The organism is Microbacterium sp. SS28, assembly GCF_022761035.1.
Classification (GTDB): Bacteria; Actinomycetota; Actinomycetes; order Actinomycetales; family Microbacteriaceae; genus Microbacterium.
Window position 1 is genome coordinate 12,097 of record NZ_JAKWJP010000011.1, and the last position, 17,802, is coordinate 29,898.

The window sequence follows — 17,802 nt, forward strand, 5'->3', positions numbered from 1 at the left end:
GCCCGCCCGGATCCCGTCAGGGCGTCCAGTCGCGTCCGAACCAGCGGCGGATGCGGGATGCCCCGAACTCGCGCTTGTGTTCCGCGAGCTCGCGCGACGGCCCCTGCAGCGTGCCGTTCGGGCGGCCCTCGAAGAACGCGACCTCGACGATCCCGACCTCGTCTCCCCCGAACTCGATGTAGCAGATGCCCCGCCCGTCGTACGCGGCATCGGCGCCCTCACCGCGGATGCGGGATGCGATCCGCCGCGCCGCCGTCGCACCCTGCCGCTCGGCGAAGACGCCGGCTCGGGGTGTGCCCACGGCGGCGCAGTCGCCGACCGCGAACACTCCCGGCCACGGCGTCTCGAGCGTTGCGGCGTCGACGGGCACCCACCCTTCGACCGTGAGCCCCGACTCGACGAGCACGGCGGGCGCCCGATGCACGGGCACGCCGAGGTAGAGGTCGAACGGGAGCGCCGTGCCGTCGCCGAGACGCGCGACCCGCGCGGCGGCGTCGAGCGACCGCACACCCGTGTCGGAGTGCCACGCGATGTCGCGCTCCTCGAACGTCGCGAGGAGCGCGGACGAGGCATCCGGTGCCGGCGGAATGGGTCGCGGGAACGGCATGACGAGCGAAACGGACGAGCGGTCCCGGATGCCGCGTGCCCGCAGCATCTCGTCGACGAGCAGCGCCGTCTCACTCGGCGCGGGCGGGCACTTGAACGGGCCCGCCGTGATGCCGATCACGACGTCACCGCCCTCGAAGCGGGCGAGCTCGTCGCGCAGCGCGAAGGCGCCCGCCTCGCTGTAGAACTCGTGCCCCACCTCGGCGAGGCCGTGTGTGCGCGGAATGTCGTAGTCGGCGCCGAGGGCGATCACGAGGTGGTCGCCCGCGAACTCCCCCTCGGTCGTCGCGACGCGCAGCGCGGCCGCGTCGATCGCCGTGATCTCGGCCTGAACGAACCGCACGCCGGAACGAACGGCATCCGCGTACGGATGGAACACGGCCTCGGCCGTCGTCCGTCCGAACATGACGTCGAGCTTCGAGAACCCGAACACGAACCCCGCGGTCTTGTCGATCAGCGTGATCTCGACGTCTCCCCCGAGCTCGTCGAGCAGCGTGCTCGTCAGCTCGAGCCCGCCGAATCCGGCACCGAGCACGACGACGTGCGACGGCATCCCTCAGCCCTCCGCGGATCAGAACTGCGTCGGGACGTATCGGTACGGGTAGTTCGGCTCGACGTAGTCGCCGGGCAGCTGGCGCGCGGGGAGCACGGGGTCCTCGTGCGGCACCTCCTCGTAGGGGATCTGCGAGAGCAGGTGCGCGATGATGTTGAGCCGCGCCTTCTCCTTGTCGTCCGAGATCGCGACGTGCCACGGCGCCGTGGGGGTGTCGGTCGCGGCGAACATCTCGTCGCGCGCCCGCGAGTAGTCGTACCAGCGGTTGTACGACTTGAGGTCCATCGGCGAGAGCTTCCACGTCTTGCGGCCGTCGTGGATGCGGTCCTCGAGGCGCCGCGTCTGCTCCTCGGGGCTCACTTCGAGCCAGTACTTGAGCAGGATGATGCCGGAGTCGACCATGGCCTGCTCGACGAAGGGCGTCTGCTGGAGGAACTTGCGCGCCGTCTCGTCGTCCGTGAAGCCCATGACCCGCTCGACGCCGGCGCGGTTGTACCAGCTGCGGTCGAAGATGACGACCTCGCCCGCGGCGGGCAGGAGCGGGATGTACCGCTGGATGTACATCTGGCTCTGCTCGCGCTCGGTCGGCGCCGAGAGCGCCTGCACGCGGAACACCCGCGGGCTCACGCGCTCAGTGATCGCCTTGATGACGCCGCCCTTGCCGGCCCCGTCGCGGCCTTCGAAGACGATGCAGACCTTGAGGCCGGCGTGCTTGACCCACTCCTGCAGCTTGACGAGCTCGATGTGCAGCTTCTTGAGCTCTTTCGCGTACTGCTTGGCGGACAGCTCGCCGTCGGCCTTGGACTTCTTCGACATCTGCGTCTCCCGTGGTCACCCCGTGCGGCGAGGGCGCGCACGTGGCGTCAGCCTAGCCCCGAGCGGGTTCGGGATCACGCGCCCAGGCCGCGTCGGCGGCCTGGCCGCGCCACGGAAGGGTGAGGAGCACTCCGACCACGAGCAGGACGGCGCCGAAGGCCGCCGCCCACCACGCCGTGTCGGCCGGGATCTCGAGATACGTCGTGAGTCCGAGGATGCGGGCGAGCCCCCACGGGAGCAGCCCCATCTGGTCGTTCCACGCCGAGAGCACGGGCTCGAGGCCGATGATCGCGACGACGGTCGCCGGGATCGCGAGGGCCGCTCCGATGGCGGTCAGCATGACACCCGTCGCGCGGCGACGGCCCAGCTGCGTCGAGAGCGCCCAGCCGGCCGCCACGAACACCCACACGAAGAGCGCGAACGCGATGGTGATGTAGACCGCACGCCGGGTCGGATCGGTCCAGAACGCGAACCAGTAGCCACCGGGACCCGAGAACGACAGCGCCGCGAGCGCGACGATGCAGCGGAGCACGACGGCTCCGCCGACCGCGGCGATGACGGGGAGCGGCGAACGGCGGCGCAGGAAGAGGTCCACCGTGACGACGAACAGGATCCACGCGCCGAGGACGACCGCGAGATGCACCCACGAGAGGAACGACGTCTGCACGGCCCGCGTCGCGACGAGGAGTGCGCCCGGCACGATGATGAGCAGCCAGCGGTCGAGCGGCAGCATGCCGAGGATCGACTCCCGCGCCCGCCACGGGCGCGTCGAGGCGACCCACGTGCTGCGCGCCGCGGCGGCGCCGGGGCGACGGACCAGGCGCGTGCGCGTCGCGATCATGCCGATCACGAGCCACGCGATCGCGAGGACGAGGAGGATGCGGGCGACCCACGCCATCGCCTCGTCGCGGTCGGAGCGCTGCACCGCGAGCTGCGCCGCCGTGAGGTTCCATGCCGGGTGGTCGAGGTCGCCCGTGTAGGTCTCGAGGTGGGTGTCGGCGAGTGCCGTGAAGTCGTTCCGCGCCTGCTCCCACGCGGCGCGGGCTGCGGGGTCGAGGGTGTCGTGCCAGCGCATGTCCTGCAGGAACATCGCGCGGTACGACGCCAGAAGGCGCAGCACGTCGGCCTGGTAGTCCAGCGCGGCGACGAAGTCCTCGCGCATCGCGGGGTCGCGCCAGGACGCGGCATCCGTCCCCGCCACTGTGTCGCGCATGTCCTCGGCCGTGGCGACCGCTGCGTGGCCCGCGGCGATCGTCTCGTCGACGCGGTCGCCCGTGACGTCGTAGATGAGGCCGAGCGTCGCGGAGTCCCCCGTGAGGATGTCCCACTCGAAGATCCACATCTGGGGCGGCGGCTCGAGGCCCAGCGCGAAGGTGCGCACCTCGGCGAACGGCTCGATGTAGAGGCCCTGCGCGATCGCCTCGCGCGAGTGGGTCATGGCGTCGGCGATCGCTTCGACGGTCGCGGGGTCGTCAGAGAACCACTCCTTCGCCCAGTCCACCGTGACCTGGCCGATGTCGGTCTGCGGGTCGCGCGCGAGCGCGGCGGCGGCCTGCGTGTTGAGCTCGTAGAGCTGCCAGAAGCCCGTCTTGAGGTAGAGCGACATGGGGCCGGCGCGCCACGGGCCGCCGTCCTGCGTCCAGGTCCAGATGCCCTCGATGTGGGGGTTCTCGGAGAGGAGGGTCTGCAGCGCCCACTGGTACTCGGCGCCGAGGTCGTTGGGGAACGAGCCGAACGCCTCGAACTCTCGGCGGCTCTGCAACTCGACGATCCGCCGCTGGTCGCCCACAGCGAGGGTGTCGTTGAGCGGGAGCCAGCTGTAGAAGTCGCCGAGCGTGTACTTCGTCGACACGATCAGCGCGGGCGAATCGAGCCCGTCGAGCACGGCGTGATACGACTCGGCGTCGGTGTGCATGTCGCCGACGTCGCCGATGCCGACGCTCCACGTGCGGAAGATCACTTCGCGAGCGGATGCCTCGGCCTGCGCCGAATACGTCTCGAGCATCGTGCGCACGGCCTCGACGGTGCGCACGGCGATCTCGGAGTAGTAGTCCCAACCCGGCTCCTGGTAGACGTTGCCGCCCTCGCCGATGCGGATGAGGATGCCCGACAGAGCCGGCTCGGCGGCGTAAAGCTCATCGAGCGCCGCCGTGTAGACCTGCCACAGCTCGGGGTTCTCGGTGTCGAGTCCGCCGAACTCGCGGTCGAAGTAGGAGGCCAGCTCGGGGGTGAGCGTCGGCATGTCGGTGCGCAGGAAGATCTTGACGCCGAGCTCGGCCGCGCGGTCCCAGAACGGCCCGAACGCCTCGCGCAGCGCGAGGGCGCGCGCGACGTGCGGGTCGCCCTCGGGGTAGACGCCCGGCACCTGCTCGAAGGTCGCGAACTCGATGAAGCCCGGCCACGAGACGGCGTTGTACCCGTTCGCGACGGAGTGCGCGAGGAACGTCTCCCAGTCCTCGTACGCCGCGGCGAGCGCGTCCTGGTCGATGTAGGGCGGGTCGGCGAGGTAGACGTCCTCGAAGGCGCGCGAGACGTGGGAGTAGTCGGTGCCGTCCTCCCACTGCGACGGATCGGGGTCGACGCCGACGGCGCCGAGGTCGACCATGCGGAACGGGAGCGCGGATGCGGCGTGCTCGCCGATGAGCGCCTCGACCGGCGACCCGACGCGGACGGAGTCGGCGATGTCGTAGACGCCGCGCGCCGCGCCGGCCTCGCTCGCCGCATCGATGCGCAGCGCGGTCGGGTTTCCGCTCATCGTGTACGAGTCGCCGGTTCCCGAGCCCTGGACCACGACGGTGAGGGATGCCTCGCCCTGCGTCTCGACGCCGGCGGCGGCATCCGTCAGCTCATCGAGAGCCGCGGCGACCTGAGGACTGTCTGGAGCGTCGACGGACGTGAACGCGGGGGCGAAGACGGGTCCCGAGATCGCGGGGACGACGGCGTCGGCCGGCGTCATCTGGGTGGATGGTTCGGTGCGGATCCCGATCGCGTCACCCACCACGACCCCCACGCCGAGACCGAGGGCGAGGAGGACGATGGCGGTGACGACGGCGAGGATGCCACGTCGTCGCGCCGTTGACATGGGGAGAAGCCTATGGGGGTGCAACCTGGGCATCTGCCCGGGCGACGGGCCGCGCCCGGGGCGAGGCGGGAATCGTTATGGTTCCGATGCCCGCCCCACCCGACCGCCGTCAGCTCGAGGTGCGGATCGCCCGCACGCCGGCCCACAGGCCGAGCGCCGCGAGAAGGAGCGCCGCGAGCCAGCCCCACAGCACCGTGATATCGCCGAGGTCTCCCGCGAACAGCGCGCGCTCGGCCTGCACGACCCAGTTGACGGGGTTGACGGCCGAGACGGCCTTCATCCAGGCGGGGCCGTCGTCGAGCGGGAGGAGCATGCCCGAGAGGATCAGCAGCGGGAAGATGAGCGTCTGCTGCACGCCCCAGAAGAGCCACTCGCGGTCCTTCGTCTTGAGCGCGAGTGTGTACGACAGCGAGCCGAGGCCCACGCCGAAGACGGCGAGCAGCGCGAGACCGATGACGAGCCCTGCGGGGTTGATCGTGAAGCCGAACGGCCACGCGATCAGGACGATGATGATCGACTGCACGACGATCGGCGCGATCTCCTTGAGCGCGCGCCCCACGAGCAGCGATGAGCGCGCGAGCGGAGCGACGAGGGTGCGCTCGTGCGAGCCCGTCATCATCTCGTACTGCAGGTTCGAGCCCGTCGCGCCCGTGCCGAACAGCACGATCATGACGAGCACGCCCGGCACGAACCACTGCAGCGTCTCGGCCGCGGGCTGCCCCGACGAGCCGATGAGCAGCGGCGCGAACAGCCCGAGGAAGACGAGCGGCTGCACGAGGCTGAAGATGAGCGTGAAGGGGTCGCGGACGACGGGCTTGAGCTCGCGCGTCAGCACGTTCCACGTGTCGCGTGCGGGGTTCTGCCGCACGGCGGTGTCGGGCTTGGTCGCGGGGCTGCTCACGGTGGTCATCGCTCTGCTCCTGTCGTCTCGGCCGCGGGGGCCGCCTCTGCCTCTTCGTCTTCCGGCGCTTCGCCCTCGCCGGCTTCGCGCAGCGTCCGGCCCGTCAGCGCGAGGAACACGTCGTCGAGCGTCGGCGGCACGCCCGTCGCCGTGCGCACCGCGATCCCCGCCGCGTCGAGTGCCCGCACGGCCGCGGGCAGCAGCGCGTCGCCCTTCGGCGCCGTGAGGACGACGGTCCCCCCGACCCCTCCCTCGCGACGCACGGCCCGATCGGTGAGCCCCCGGAGGACGGATGCCGCCCGATCCGCCTCGTCGGCAGAAGCGAAGCCGAACGTCAGGACGTCGCCCGCGAGGTTGGCCTTGAGCGCCGTCGCGGTGTCGTCGGCGATGACGCGGCCCCTGTCCATGACCATGACCCGCTCGGCGTAGCGGTCGGCCTCTTCGAGGTAGTGCGTCGTGAGGAACACCGTCGTGCCGTGCCGGGCGCGCAGGTCGAGGATGTGCTGCCACAGATTGGCGCGACTCTGCGGGTCGAGTCCCGTCGACGGCTCGTCGAGGAACAGCAGCGGCGGGGCGTGCATGAGGCCGAGCGCGATGTCGAGCCGGCGCTTCTGCCCACCGCTCAGCTGCTGCACGGAGCGGGTCGCGAACGAGCCGAGATCGAGGGACTCGATGAGCTCGTCGGCACGCTGAGCGGCGGCGGCCCGCGGCATCCCGTAGAAGGCGCCCTGGCTCAGCAGCTCGTCGCGGGCGCGCTGCGCGAAGCTGCCGCTCGTGAGCTGGCCGACGTATCCGATGCGCGCCCGCACGGCGGAGGGCTGCTTCAGGATGTCGTGGCCGACGACCCTCGCCGAGCCGGCCGTCGGAGGGATGAGGGTCGTGAGCATGCGCAGGCTCGTCGACTTGCCCGCGCCGTTCGGCCCGAGGAACGCGACGAGCTCGCCGCGCTCGACCTGGAACGTGAGGTCGACGACGGCCTCGACGGTCTTCTTCTTGGAGTTCTTCTTGGGCTGATCAGGGAATCTCTTGGTGAGTCCCTGAGCCTCGATGATCGGTGCGTTCGCCATGCGGCCAGGCTAGGGAGCGATGCGGACAGATACGGTCCGCATCGTTCCGCGATCATCAGAGCTGTCTCCGCACCGCCCGTCCGATGCGTGCGGCAGCTTCGGCGAGTCGCTCGGCCGGGGTGTCGCCGAAGGCGAGGCGGAGGTGGCGTGCGGCATCCGTCCCCGGCCCCGACGGGAAGAACGACCCGCGCTGGTACTCGACACCCTCGGCGCTCGCGTCGTCGGCGAGGCGGTCGGCGTCGATGCTGTCGTCGCGCAGACGCGGCCACAGGAAGAGGCCGCCGAGCGGGACGTCGATCTCGAACACTCCGGGCGCTTCGCGCTCGAGCGCACCGGCGAGGGTGCGGGCGCGCTCCGCGTAGAGCGCGCGGGCGCCCTCGAGCGTGCGGTCGAAGACGCCGTCGTCGTGCGTCAGGAAGTCCGCGATGACCGACTCGACGAGCGTCGACGAGTGCGAGTCCTGGCGGCTGCGCAGCGCCACGACGTCGCGGGCGCGCCCCTCCGGCAGCACGAGCCATCCGAGGCGCAGGCCGGGTCCGAGCGTCTTGGTGAAGGTGTTGACGTGGATGACGCGCTCGGAGTGGTTGAACGGCTCCTCGTGGGGGGCCGGGCCCTCGAAGCGCAGTTCGCGGTACGGGTTGTCGGCGAAGACGACGAAGCCGTAGTGCTCGGCGAGCCGCACGAGCTCGCGCCGCTTCTCGAGCGGCAGCGAGCCCTGCGAAGGGTTGTGGAAGTCGGGGACCGTGTAGAGGGCGGCGGGGCGGACGCCGCTGTGCAGGTGCGACTCGAGCTCGTCGAGGTCGAGTCCGTCGCGGCCCACGCGGACCGGGAGGGTGCGGGCATCCGAGAGCTCGAGTCCGCGCAGGAAGAGCGGGAAGATCGGGTTGTCGACGGCGACGAGCTCGCCCCGCTCGACGGTCGTCTGGATCGCCAGGGCGAGGCCGTGGAATCCGCCGTTCGTCACGATGACGCGCGACACGGGCACGCCCTCGCGCCGCGCGATCCATTCCCGCAGGGCGGGGATGCCCTCGGTGCGCGAGTACTGCAGAGCGGGCAGCCCCGGCTCGGCGAGCACACGGGCAGCCGACTCGGCGAGCGCCGCCGCCGGCAGGGCCGCAGGGTCGGGGATGCCGCCGAGCAGCTCGATCGCGTCGGGTCGTCGGTCGCGCAGCGTCTGGTCGCCGAAGCCCTTGGGTGCCGTGAGGGCGGCGACGAGCGCCGTGCGACGGTCGGTGGCGGGAAGGGTGTCGAGGGTCATGCGGATGCTCCAGTTCTCACGCCGTGCGTGCGAGGGCGGTCGGGATGCGCGACTCGGGCTGCGGGATGGCCGACAGCAGCAAGATCGTGTACTTCTCCTGCGGCGCTGCGAAGACGCGCTCGACGGGGCCGCTCTCGACGACCCTGCCGTGCTGCAGCACCGAGACGGTGTCGGCGACCTGACGCACGAGGGCGAGATCATGTGAGACGAAGAGGTATGTCAGGCCGCGCTCGGCCTGCAGGCGCAGCAGCACCTCGAGGATGTCGGCCTGCACGCTCACATCGAGTGCGCTCGTGGGCTCGTCGAGCACGATGACGTCCGGCTCGAGCACGAGCGCCCGCGCGATCGCGACACGCTGGCGCTGCCCGCCCGACAGCTCGGCGGGGCGGCGCTTCGCGTGCGCCTCCGTGAGCCCGACCGCCGTCAGCGTCTCGGCGACCTTGGCGGCGCGCTCGCGGCGCGTGCCGACGCGGTAGCGCTCGAGCGGCTCGCGCACGATCGTGCCGACGCGCCACGCGGGATCAAGCGACGTGAAGGGGTTCTGGTACACGAGCTGCAGATGACGACGGATGCCGCGCACGTCGTCGGCGCTGCGGCCGACGATCGACTCCCCGTCGACGAGGACCGTGCCGGCATCCGGATCCTCGAGGCCGAGCAGGACGCGAAGGGCCGTCGTCTTGCCCGAGCCCGACTCCCCCACGAGCGCGTGCGTCGTGCCCGCGGGCACCGAGAACGAGACGTCGTCGACCGCGCGGACGGTGTCGGCGCCCGCTCCGAAGGCCTTCGTCAGCCCCGAGACCTCGATGCGGTTCGGCGCGCCCGCGACGGGGCGGCGCAGTGCGCGCAGCGCCTCGTAGCGCTCGGGGTTGAGCGCGGGGGCGTCGGACTGCAGGCGCAGAGTGTAATCGGAGCCGGGCTGGGCGAAGACGTCGCCGGTGGCACCGGCATCCTGAACCCGTCCGTCCTTCAGCACGACGATGCGGTCGGTCCGCTCGCCGGCGATCGCGAGATCGTGGGTGATGAGCAGCAGTCCGATGCCGCGCTCGGTCTGCAGCTGGGTCAGCAGGTCGAGGATGCGCTTCTGGATCGTGACGTCGAGAGCGCTCGTGGGCTCGTCGGCGACGATGAGCGAGGGTGCGGGGATGAGGGCGAGTCCGATGAGCACGCGCTGCAGCATGCCGCCGGACAGCTGGTGCGGGTAGGAGTCGTAGGCCCGCTGCGGGTCGTGCAGGCCGACCTTCTCGAACGTGTCGAGGATCAGCAGGCGGCGAGCGCGGGCGTCGCGCGGCTCGACGAGCGCGGCGGCTTCGTGCGCCTGCGCCCCGATGCGACGGACGGGGTTGAGGGCGTTGCCGGGGTCCTGCGGCACGAAGCCGATCTCGCGGCCGCGCAGCGGTCGGAACCGCCGCTCGGGCAGGGCGAGGGTCTCGGTGCCCTGGAAGAAGACGCCACCCTGGGCCTTCGCGCCCTCGGGCAGCAGCCGGAGAACCGAGCGCGCGATCGTCGACTTGCCCGAACCAGACTCGCCTATCAGCGCGAGGCTCTCGCCCCGCTGCAACCGGAACCCGGCATCGAAGACGACCTGGCTCGAGCCGTACGAGACGGACAGCCCTTCGACACGGAGGAGATCGTGAGACGTCATGAGTGATCCTTCTGTCGTTGTCAGGAGGTCTTGCGCAGCCAACGGCTGATGCGATTGATCGAGAGCACCGTCAAGACGGTGACGAGGGCCGGGTAGAAGAGCAGCCAGGGAGCCCGCGGGTAGTCCTTGCCCGACGAGATGAGCAGGCCCCAGTCCGACGCCGGGGGCGGGTCGCCGTAGCCGAGGAATGCGAGGCCCGCGATGACGAGGATCGACAGTCCGAACTGCAGGACCGCGAGCGTCAGCACCGAGCGCGAGGCGTTGGGGAGCACGTGGCGGAAGAGGATGTGCCCGCGCGAGCCGCCCTGGAGAGCGGATGCCTCGACGAACACCGCGCGGCGGGTCTTGATGACCTCCGACCTCATGACGCGGGCGAAGACGGCGACGGCCGACACTCCCGTCGCGATGGCCGCGTTGATCGTCTGGAACCCGAGCGAGCTCACGATGACGACGGCGAGGAGGAAGCTCGGGATCGCGAGCAGCACGTCGACGACGCGGGCGAGCGCGACATCCGTGAATCCGCCGAAGAACCCGGCGAGCAGGCCGATCACTCCGCCCACGACGACGCCGATGACGACCGCGACGAGCGCGCTCAGCACCGACGACTGCGTGCCGAAGACGACGCGGGCGAACTGGTCGCGGCCGAGCTGATCCGTCCCGAAGAAGTGCGCGAGGCTCGGTGGCAGGAATTTGTCCTCCGGGATGCCCACAGCCGGGTCGTGCGACGTGAACAGCGCGGGCGCGAACGACCAGGCGAGGACGATCGCGAGAGCGATGAAGGAGATGACGACGGTCGGCGGCACGGCGGTCGCGAGCGCGCGCGTCGCCACGACGGGTCGGCGGAACGTGAGGGCGGCGCCGGTCATATGACGCTCACCTCCTCCTGAAGCGGGGTGCGGATGGGCTGGTCGGCGGCCGGCGAGACGGCGCGCGGGCGTGAGGCGCCGTCGATGCTCACGCGCGGGTCGAGCAGGGGGTACGCGAGGTCGGCGATGAGGTTGACGACGATGAAGATGATGGCGGCGAGCGAGACGACCGCCTGCAGGACGGGCAGATCCTGGCTCGCGACGGCGCGCTGCACGAGAGTGCCGATGCCGGTGCGGCCGAAGATCGACTCCGTGATGAGCGACCCGCCGAGGAGTTCGCCGACGATGAGGGCGAGCACCGTGATCGTCGGCAGCGCGGACGGCTTGACGAGGTGACGGGCGAAGAGGCTCGACCGGCGCAGGCCCTGCGAGCGTGCGACGGCGACGTACTCCTGACGCGACTCGTGATCGAGATTCGCGATGAGCACTTCTGCCAGCTGCGCCGAGACGGGGATGCCGAGCGCGATCGCGGCGAAGAACGTCGACCACGGACTCTCCGAGTCGATGACCCGGAACAAGCCGAGCCCGAAGGCGAAGACCTGGATGAGCAGCAGGCCGATGACGAAGTTCGGGATCGACAGGAAGAGCGACGGGAAGGCCCGCACGATGCCCTGGCCGTACTTCGGGGGCAGCACCTGGCTGCCCCACGCGATGAGCGCGGCGAGCACGAGCGCGACGATGAATGCCGTCGAGGCGAGGATGAGCGTCGAAGGCAGAGCTTCGGCGATGAGCTGCTTGACCGGGAGGTTCGAGCGCAGCGAGATGCCGAAGTCGCCGACGACGAAGCGCGAGAGCGAGGTCCACAGCTGCGTCAGCAGCGGCTCATCGAGACCGTAATAGGCGACGATGCGGTCGATGTCCTCTTGCGTGAAGCCGTTGTCGGGGTTCTTGAGAGTGCTCGACACAGGGTCGCCGGGCAGCACGCTGATCACGAGGAACGTGAAGATGTAGGCGAGCAGCACGACGACGACCGCCTGCGCTGTGCGCGAGAGCGCGAACCGCGCGTAAGGGGATTTCATGTCGGCATCCTCGGATTCGAAGGGGATGCCGGGGCGCCGCGCTCGCGAGAGGCGGCGCCCCGGTCGGGGTCAGCGGTCGAGCCAGGCGGTGTAGTAGTTCGCGTAGGCGAGTCCGTTGTAGGTGACGCCCTCGAGATCGGGCGTCTGCACATAGATGCGCTGCACGATCTGCGTGATCGGCACGAAGTAGCCCTGCTCGAGGACGTACTGCTGCACCTCTTCGAAGGTCGCCGCGCGCGAGTCCTTGTCTGTCGCCGAGGAGAGCTCGGCCGCAAGCTCGTTGAGCGTCGTGTCGCTCGTGCCGAGCTTGAACCAGTCCTCATCACCCTGGTTGCTTCCCGTGAGGACACCGGGGATCGTGCCGATGTCGACGAAGCTGCGCGTGATCTCGTTGGCCTGCAGCGTCTTGTTGCCGATGACCTTCTCTCCGTAGGTCACGACGTCGTAGGCCTCGATATCGACCTTGAAGCCGATCTCCGCGAGCTGCTGCGCCACGAGTTCATCGATCGACTTGGACGTCGCGAGGTACGGGTTGGCGTAGAGCGTGACGGCGAGCTGCTGCCCGTCCTTCTCACGGATGCCGTCTGCGCCCGGGGCCCAGCCGGCGTCGTCGAGGAGCTTCTCGGACTCCTCCGGGTCGTACGCGAAGGCGTCGCTGTGGTCGGTCGCCTCGGGCACGTTGCTCTGCACGAACGTCTCGGCCGCGTGCCAGTCGTCCGTGTAGACGGTCGAGAGGATCTCGTCGCGGTCGATGCCGTGCGAGAACGCCTGGCGCACCGCCTCGTCGCCGAACGGCGCGACGGACGTGTTGAGCGCGTAGCCGTTGACGAAGCCGAGGTAGCGGGGCGTGGCGACGACCAGGCCCTCGTCCTTCAGTGCGTCGAGCTCCTGCGGCGAGGCGTTGTAGGCGACGTCGGCCTGATTCGACTCGACCGAGCCCGTGCGCAGCGTCGGCTCGGCGACGATCTTGTAGGTGATCGAGTCGAGGTACGCGGGGCCGGTGTGCTCGAGCGCCTCGGGACCCCAGTCGTAGTCGTCGCGCTTGGTCAGGACGACGCTGTCGCCCTCCTTCCACGACTCGACGACGAACGGGCCGCTGCCGATGTCGTTCGAGAGATCGGCCTGCTCCTCGGCCGGAAGCGCGAGCGTTTCGGGCGAGATGAGGATCGAGCCGTGGTAGGCGAGCGTCGGGATGAAGCTCAGCGTGGGCTTGGCGAACGTCACCGTGACTGTCGCGTCGTCGACGGCTTCGGCGCCGACGTAATTCGCCGAGGGGAAGAGTCCGATGCGCGCGATGCCCTTGTCGGGATCGCCCTTGGCCCAGATGTCGATGTTGGCGACGACCGCGTCGGCGTCCACGGGTGTGCCGTCCGAGAAGGTCACGCCGTCCTTGAGGTGGATCGTGAACTCTGTGGCGTCGTCGCTCTGCTCCCAGCTCTCGGCGACCCAGGGGCTCAGGTTCCCCTCTTCGTCGACGTAGATGAGCTTGTCGGTGAGGTGACCCCACACGTGGCCCTGGTAGCTCGAGATCGAGCTCGAGTTGGGGATCCAGGTGGCGCCGAGCGAATCGATGAGGAAGGTGATGTCGCCACCCTCCTTGGGCTCATCGGCGGTGGTGGCCGCCTGCGGCGCAGTGCCGCTCGCGCAGCCGGCGAGCAGGGCGACCGTCGCGAGTGCCGCGGTGGCGGCGAGGGCGACCCGTCGAAGCGGGTATCGGGTGCGGAGTGTCATGGTGTGGTTCCTTGCTGTGTTTCGGGGTGGAGGTGCGGCGCCGGTGCGGGCGTCGCAGTTTCAGGGCGGGCGGCCCCAGGATCAGAGGGCCTTGCCGGGGTTGAGCAGCTCGAACGGATCGAATGCCGCCTTCACGGCGAGCTGAGCGTCACGGCTGCGCGGCGAGAGCTCGAGCGCCGCGAGCTCGCGCTTCACCGTGCCGATGCCGTGCTCGCCGCTCACCGTTCCGCCGAGGGCGAGGGCGAGACGTACGAGCTCGTCGGCCGCTTCGTGCAGCTCTGCGGGAGGAGACGCCGGGTCGGCTCCCGGCGGGATGGGCTTGGTGACGATGGGGTGGAGGTTGCCGTCGCCCGCGTGGGCGACCGAGCCGATCTCGACGCCGAAGCGCGCCTCGAGCCCGGGCAGAGCCGCGTAGATCTCAGGGATGCGCGACTTCGGCACGGCGATGTCGCCGCCCGCGAACCAGGTCTTGTCGTCGAGCCCGCGCCCCCCGCGGCGGAGCGCCCAGAGCTCGTCGCCGTCGTCCGCGCCCTCGGCCGTGACGGTGCCACCGACCGCCTCGAGGGCGTCGCGCAGGTCGGCGAACTGCTCGTCGATGCCATAGCCGTCGAGTTCGATCAGCAGGAGCGATGCGCCTCGCGCGCGAAGCGCGGTCGTGCGGTGCAGGTCGATGTTGACGAGGGTGCGCTCGTCGAGGAACTCGATGACCGCGGGGCGCACAGGGCTGCGCGTGATGGCGGCGAGGGCGGATGCTCCGGCTTCGGTCGAGTCGAAGAAGGCCGTGACCGTGCGGCGGGCGACGGGGATGGGGCGCAGGCGCACCGTCGCGCGGACGACGATTCCGAGGATGCCCTCGGAGCCGACGAAGAGCGACACGAGATCCAGGCCCGTGACGCCTTTGATCGAGCGGTGGCCGATCGAGATGAGCTCGCCGTCCGGGAGCACGACGTCGAGTGCGAGGATCGATTCGCGCGTCACGCCGTACTTGGCGCAGCGCAGGCCGCCCGCGTTCGTCGCGATGTTGCCGCCGATCGTCGAGATCTCGTAGCTCGCGGGGTCGGGCGCGTAGAAGAGGCCCCACTGCGCGACGTGCGCATTGAGCGCGGCGTTGAGCACGCCGGGCTCGACGACGGCGACCTCGTCGAGCGGCGAGACCTCCATGATGCGGTCGAGACGCTCCGTCGAGACGACGAGCTGCCCGCCGGTCGCGAGGGCTCCGCCCGACAGCCCCGTGCCGGCACCGCGCGGGACGATCGCGACCCCGTGCGCCGCGGCGATCCGCACGATGCGCTGCACCTGCTCGGCGGTGCTCGGCAGCGCGACGGCGGGGCCGGCCGTGGCTCCGGCGCGCGCTCCGCGCGTCGCCGCGTCGTGCAGATAGTCGAGCGTGTGCTCCGACGGATGCCGCACCTCGATCTCGGGGAAGCGCTCCAGATCGGCGAGCACAGCCTGCACGGCGGTGGTCGGCCGGGCTTCGGCGAGGGGAGCGGTCGTCGCGGACATCACGGCGCCTTTCATAGGAGGGGCGGGACAGTGCCGGCCTGTTCCTCCCGGCGATCCCCGACAGTAGGGATGCGACGGATCCGGTGCGGCGCGCGGTGTCACGCTGGGTTGTCCTGCGACACACTCCGTCATGGAGCGCCGCGGAACGCGGGCTCGAAGGGCCTTCGCGGACAGTATCCGTCCGCAATCGGCGTCATGATGGACGCATGTCCGACACGACCACGCGGGCGCTCTCGCTCCTCAACCTCCTCCAGACCCACCGGCATTGGCCGGGCTCAGAACTCGCCGAGCGGCTCGGAGTGACGGAGCGCACGGTGCGACGCGATGTCGAGCGCCTGCGCGAGCTCGGATACCGGATCGAGTCCGCGCCCGGGTCCGCCGGCGGCTACCGGCTCGAGGCGGGCAGCGCCGTGCCGCCGCTGCTCCTCACCGACGAAGAGGCCGTCGCGATGACGATCGGCCTGCGGATCGCGGCATCCCAGCGGCTCGTCGGCGGCCCGGAGACCACTCTCACGGCGCTCGCGAAGCTCGAGCAGGTGCTGCCCGCGCCGCTGCGGCGGCGCGTGAACGCGCTCGCCGAGGCGGTGCAGCCGATGGGCATCGGCTCGGGAGTCGCCGTCTCGACCGAGGTGCTCGGCGAGCTCGCCCTCGCCTGCCGCGACCACGAGCGCGTGCGCTTCACCTACACCGCGGCATCCGGCGAGGTCACGCGGCGACGCGTCGAGCCGCACGTGCTCGCGCCCGCCGATCGGCACTGGTACCTGCTGTGCCGCGACCTCGACAAGGACGACTGGCGCACGTTCCGCGTCGATCGGCTCGCAGATGTCGAGCACACGCGTGTGCTGTTCACGCCGCATCCGCTCGCCCCCGAGCAGATCGAGGAGTTCATCTCCGTCGCCCGCTCGTGGGTGCGCCAGCCCGTCGAGGCCGACGTCGTGATGGACCTGCCCATCGACCGCATGCGCGAGTGGTTCGGGCAGTGGGGGCAGGGCGCCTCCGCCGAGGACGCCGACCGCACCCGGTGGCCGATCGGCGGCGCCGACTTCCGCGAGACGATGTACGCGCTCTCGTGGGTGCCCGCACGGGTCGAATACGCGACCGATCTGGCCGAGCCCGCGCGCGGCGAGCTGCGTGAGGTGCTCGGACGCATGCTGCGCGCACTCGAGCGCCCGCTCCCTGCGGCGCGGGTGACGGATGCCGCAGCCTCGGCACCCTCGGACTCATGACAGAACAGAGCGGCACGGTGGGCGTGTCAGGACTCCCCCAGGCCGACGACCACGCCTTCGTCGTCGACCGCCTGCGCGCTCTTCAGGCCGAGCTCGCCGCCTGAGCCGTCGCGCGGGTCTGGGTGCCGCATCGGGAACGACCCTCACGGATTCTGCATCCAGAGCATGTGCTCTCGCCGACGGCCCATGCCGTCCACACGAACAACATGGGCGCTCTGTGACAGCCTGTGCTCCCAACGCGATGACGGGGACGGATGCCGCACCCCGGCCGGTGCTCCTCCCCACCCGCAGCCGCGTGCCGACACAGACTGACTCACAGCGAAACCTCGGTTAACGCTTGCTCACTCTGTCCACGGTCGGGGTTAGCGTGGGGTCATCGCGGCGATCCGGGTGGTCCCGGGCACCGGCTCATAACCGGTTGCGTTGCGGGTTCGACTCCCGCCGTCGCGTCCACGTCCGAGGGGCCGCGATCCCAGTGTTTACAAGGGATCGTGGCCCTTCGCGTTTCCGCGTGATGCGGTTTTGCCCACACTTTGCCCACACTCTCCCTAGTCCGTGGCCGAATGAAGTCTTGGCGACCCTCCAATGAAGGCCGCGCGGTGCACCTGCTGCACAAGCTGGCAGACTGCAAGCTCTAAGACGCTGGGATGTGGATCGCGGTTGCTGGCGCCCGCCCCCGCGAGGAGCACGCCGACGGCTGAAGTGCCTCTTGCCGGGGAGCGCAAGGCGGTAGGTTTCGTCCTCAGCGAAGTGAGTTGGCCATGTTGGTCAAAGTGTGTCATTCTGTACTCCTAGCTCCCCACCGTCCCTAACAGGACTGGTGGGGCTTTTTTTTACTGAAGGGTCTCGATGCCTGACCTCAGAGCTGCCGTGATCATCGACTATCAGAATGTTCACCTGACCGGTGCCGGACTGTTCGAGCAGTACCAGCCTCCGCACGAACACCTGGTTCATCCCCTCCACTTTGCTAACCAGCTCATCACCCGGCGAAACGCCAATCAACGCGAGGGCATGGCCCGCGCAGTCCTGAGCAAGGTGCTCGTTTACCGAGGACTTCCATCGGCCGATGTCGACCCCAAGGCCTACGCGCGGAACCTTGCTCAGAAGTCGCATTGGGAAAAGGACGCTCGGGTAAGCGTGACCCTGCGACCACTCAAGTACCGGTATCAGCGCACGCACGATGGTCGAAAGGCGACCGACGGATCGGGCAACTTCATCGTCATTGGGAAGCCGCAGGAGAAGGGAGTCGACGTCCTCTGCGCCCTCGCGATGGTGCGCGAAGCTCGGTCCACGGACATAGACCTCGTCATACTCGCGTCCCAGGACACCGACCTCGAACCTGCGCTCGACGAAGCGTGCGCTTTGCACACGGCGAAGATTGAGACCGTCTCATGGTTCGATCACGGTCAATTCCGCCAAAGCCGTGAAATCCGCCCTGCCTCCCCAACCCGGATCTGGAACACACGGCTCAACGCACAAGCGTTCTCAGCTTGCCGCGACGCCGAGAATTACGGCTGACCACCGAAGGCGCC

The 17,802-nt window shown here is 70.0% G+C and carries 13 protein-coding genes and 1 tRNA gene; 3 read left to right on the top strand and 11 right to left on the bottom strand.

The window, feature by feature from the left end:
• Positions 1-16: 16 nt before the first annotated feature.
• The 11 genes from MJ607_RS19525 to MJ607_RS19575 all read right to left on the bottom strand — a co-directional run bounded on the left by MJ607_RS19525 (position 17) and on the right by MJ607_RS19575 (position 15,044).
• Positions 17-1,159 (bottom strand): NAD(P)/FAD-dependent oxidoreductase, encoded by a 1,143-nt coding sequence (locus MJ607_RS19525; protein ID WP_243077310.1) that lies wholly within the window; start codon positions 1,157-1,159, stop codon positions 17-19.
• A gap of 18 nt (positions 1,160-1,177) precedes the next feature.
• Positions 1,178-1,975 (bottom strand): polyphosphate kinase 2, encoded by a 798-nt coding sequence (gene ppk2, locus MJ607_RS19530; RefSeq protein ID WP_243077311.1) that lies wholly within the window; start codon positions 1,973-1,975, stop codon positions 1,178-1,180.
• A gap of 52 nt (positions 1,976-2,027) precedes the next feature.
• The gene (locus MJ607_RS19535; protein WP_243077312.1) at positions 2,028-5,057 is read right to left on the bottom strand and encodes a hypothetical protein; all 3,030 of its coding nucleotides are present in this window, start codon (positions 5,055-5,057) and stop codon (positions 2,028-2,030) included.
• A 109-nt stretch (positions 5,058-5,166) separates the two neighbouring features.
• Positions 5,167-5,967, bottom strand: a complete 801-nt coding sequence (locus tag MJ607_RS19540; RefSeq protein ID WP_243077313.1) for an ABC transporter permease — start codon at positions 5,965-5,967, stop codon at positions 5,167-5,169.
• A complete protein-coding gene (locus tag MJ607_RS19545) occupies positions 5,964-7,025 on the bottom strand; it encodes an ATP-binding cassette domain-containing protein (RefSeq protein WP_243077314.1) in 1,062 nt (353 codons plus the stop codon). The genes MJ607_RS19540 and MJ607_RS19545 overlap by 4 nt, the downstream gene beginning before the upstream one ends.
• Positions 7,026-7,080: 55 nt before the next feature.
• Positions 7,081-8,283, bottom strand: coding sequence for a PLP-dependent aminotransferase family protein (locus tag MJ607_RS19550; protein WP_243077315.1), 1,203 nt, complete (start codon positions 8,281-8,283; stop codon positions 7,081-7,083).
• Positions 8,284-8,299: 16 nt separating this feature from the next.
• The gene (locus MJ607_RS19555) at positions 8,300-9,925 is read right to left on the bottom strand and encodes an ABC transporter ATP-binding protein (RefSeq protein WP_243077316.1); all 1,626 of its coding nucleotides are present in this window, start codon (positions 9,923-9,925) and stop codon (positions 8,300-8,302) included.
• A gap of 20 nt (positions 9,926-9,945) precedes the next feature.
• Complete coding sequence (locus tag MJ607_RS19560; protein ID WP_243077317.1) at positions 9,946-10,791, bottom strand: ABC transporter permease; 846 nt, start codon at positions 10,789-10,791, stop codon at positions 9,946-9,948.
• Positions 10,788-11,810: an ABC transporter permease gene (locus MJ607_RS19565; protein ID WP_243077318.1), complete on the bottom strand. Its 1,023-nt coding sequence runs from the start codon at positions 11,808-11,810 to the stop codon at positions 10,788-10,790. The genes MJ607_RS19560 and MJ607_RS19565 overlap by 4 nt, the downstream gene beginning before the upstream one ends.
• Positions 11,811-11,879: 69 nt before the next feature.
• Positions 11,880-13,541 (bottom strand): ABC transporter substrate-binding protein, encoded by a 1,662-nt coding sequence (locus MJ607_RS19570; protein WP_243077319.1) that lies wholly within the window; start codon positions 13,539-13,541, stop codon positions 11,880-11,882.
• A gap of 81 nt (positions 13,542-13,622) precedes the next feature.
• Complete coding sequence (locus MJ607_RS19575; RefSeq protein WP_243077320.1) at positions 13,623-15,044, bottom strand: FAD-binding oxidoreductase; 1,422 nt, start codon at positions 15,042-15,044, stop codon at positions 13,623-13,625.
• Between the two features lie 206 nt (positions 15,045-15,250).
• On the opposite strand from MJ607_RS19575, the gene MJ607_RS19580 reads away from it, so the two are divergent.
• The 3 genes from MJ607_RS19580 (at position 15,251) to MJ607_RS19590 (ending at position 17,788) form a co-directional block, all read left to right on the top strand.
• Entirely contained in the window at positions 15,251-16,270 is a 1,020-nt protein-coding gene (locus tag MJ607_RS19580) for a YafY family protein (RefSeq protein ID WP_243077321.1), read from the top strand.
• 377 nt (positions 16,271-16,647) lie between these two features.
• A tRNA-Met gene (locus MJ607_RS19585) sits at positions 16,648-16,723 on the top strand.
• 396 nt (positions 16,724-17,119) lie between these two features.
• Positions 17,120-17,788 carry a hypothetical protein gene (locus tag MJ607_RS19590; RefSeq protein ID WP_243077322.1) on the top strand — a complete coding sequence of 223 codons (669 nt, stop codon included), beginning with the start codon at positions 17,120-17,122 and terminating at the stop codon, positions 17,786-17,788.
• The last annotated feature ends 14 nt before the right edge of the window (positions 17,789-17,802 follow it).

Excerpts from the sequence above, each read along its gene's own strand:
- MJ607_RS19525 (WP_243077310.1), bottom strand. The coding sequence starts at position 1,159 with ATGCCGTCGCACGTCGTCGTGCTCGGTGCCGGATTCGGCGGGCTCGAG.
- ppk2 (WP_243077311.1), bottom strand. The coding sequence starts at position 1,975 with ATGTCGAAGAAGTCCAAGGCCGACGGCGAGCTGTCCGCCAAGCAGTAC.
- MJ607_RS19535 (WP_243077312.1), bottom strand. The coding sequence starts at position 5,057 with ATGTCAACGGCGCGACGACGTGGCATCCTCGCCGTCGTCACCGCCATC.
- MJ607_RS19540 (WP_243077313.1), bottom strand. The coding sequence starts at position 5,967 with ATGACCACCGTGAGCAGCCCCGCGACCAAGCCCGACACCGCCGTGCGG.
- MJ607_RS19545 (WP_243077314.1), bottom strand. The coding sequence starts at position 7,025 with ATGGCGAACGCACCGATCATCGAGGCTCAGGGACTCACCAAGAGATTC.
- MJ607_RS19550 (WP_243077315.1), bottom strand. The coding sequence starts at position 8,283 with ATGACCCTCGACACCCTTCCCGCCACCGACCGTCGCACGGCGCTCGTC.
- MJ607_RS19555 (WP_243077316.1), bottom strand. The coding sequence starts at position 9,925 with ATGACGTCTCACGATCTCCTCCGTGTCGAAGGGCTGTCCGTCTCGTAC.
- MJ607_RS19560 (WP_243077317.1), bottom strand. The coding sequence starts at position 10,791 with ATGACCGGCGCCGCCCTCACGTTCCGCCGACCCGTCGTGGCGACGCGC.
- MJ607_RS19565 (WP_243077318.1), bottom strand. The coding sequence starts at position 11,810 with ATGAAATCCCCTTACGCGCGGTTCGCGCTCTCGCGCACAGCGCAGGCG.
- MJ607_RS19570 (WP_243077319.1), bottom strand. The coding sequence starts at position 13,541 with ATGACACTCCGCACCCGATACCCGCTTCGACGGGTCGCCCTCGCCGCC.
- MJ607_RS19575 (WP_243077320.1), bottom strand. The coding sequence starts at position 15,044 with ATGTCCGCGACGACCGCTCCCCTCGCCGAAGCCCGGCCGACCACCGCC.
- MJ607_RS19580 (WP_243077321.1), top strand. The coding sequence starts at position 15,251 with ATGTCCGACACGACCACGCGGGCGCTCTCGCTCCTCAACCTCCTCCAG.
- MJ607_RS19590 (WP_243077322.1), top strand. The coding sequence starts at position 17,120 with ATGCCTGACCTCAGAGCTGCCGTGATCATCGACTATCAGAATGTTCAC.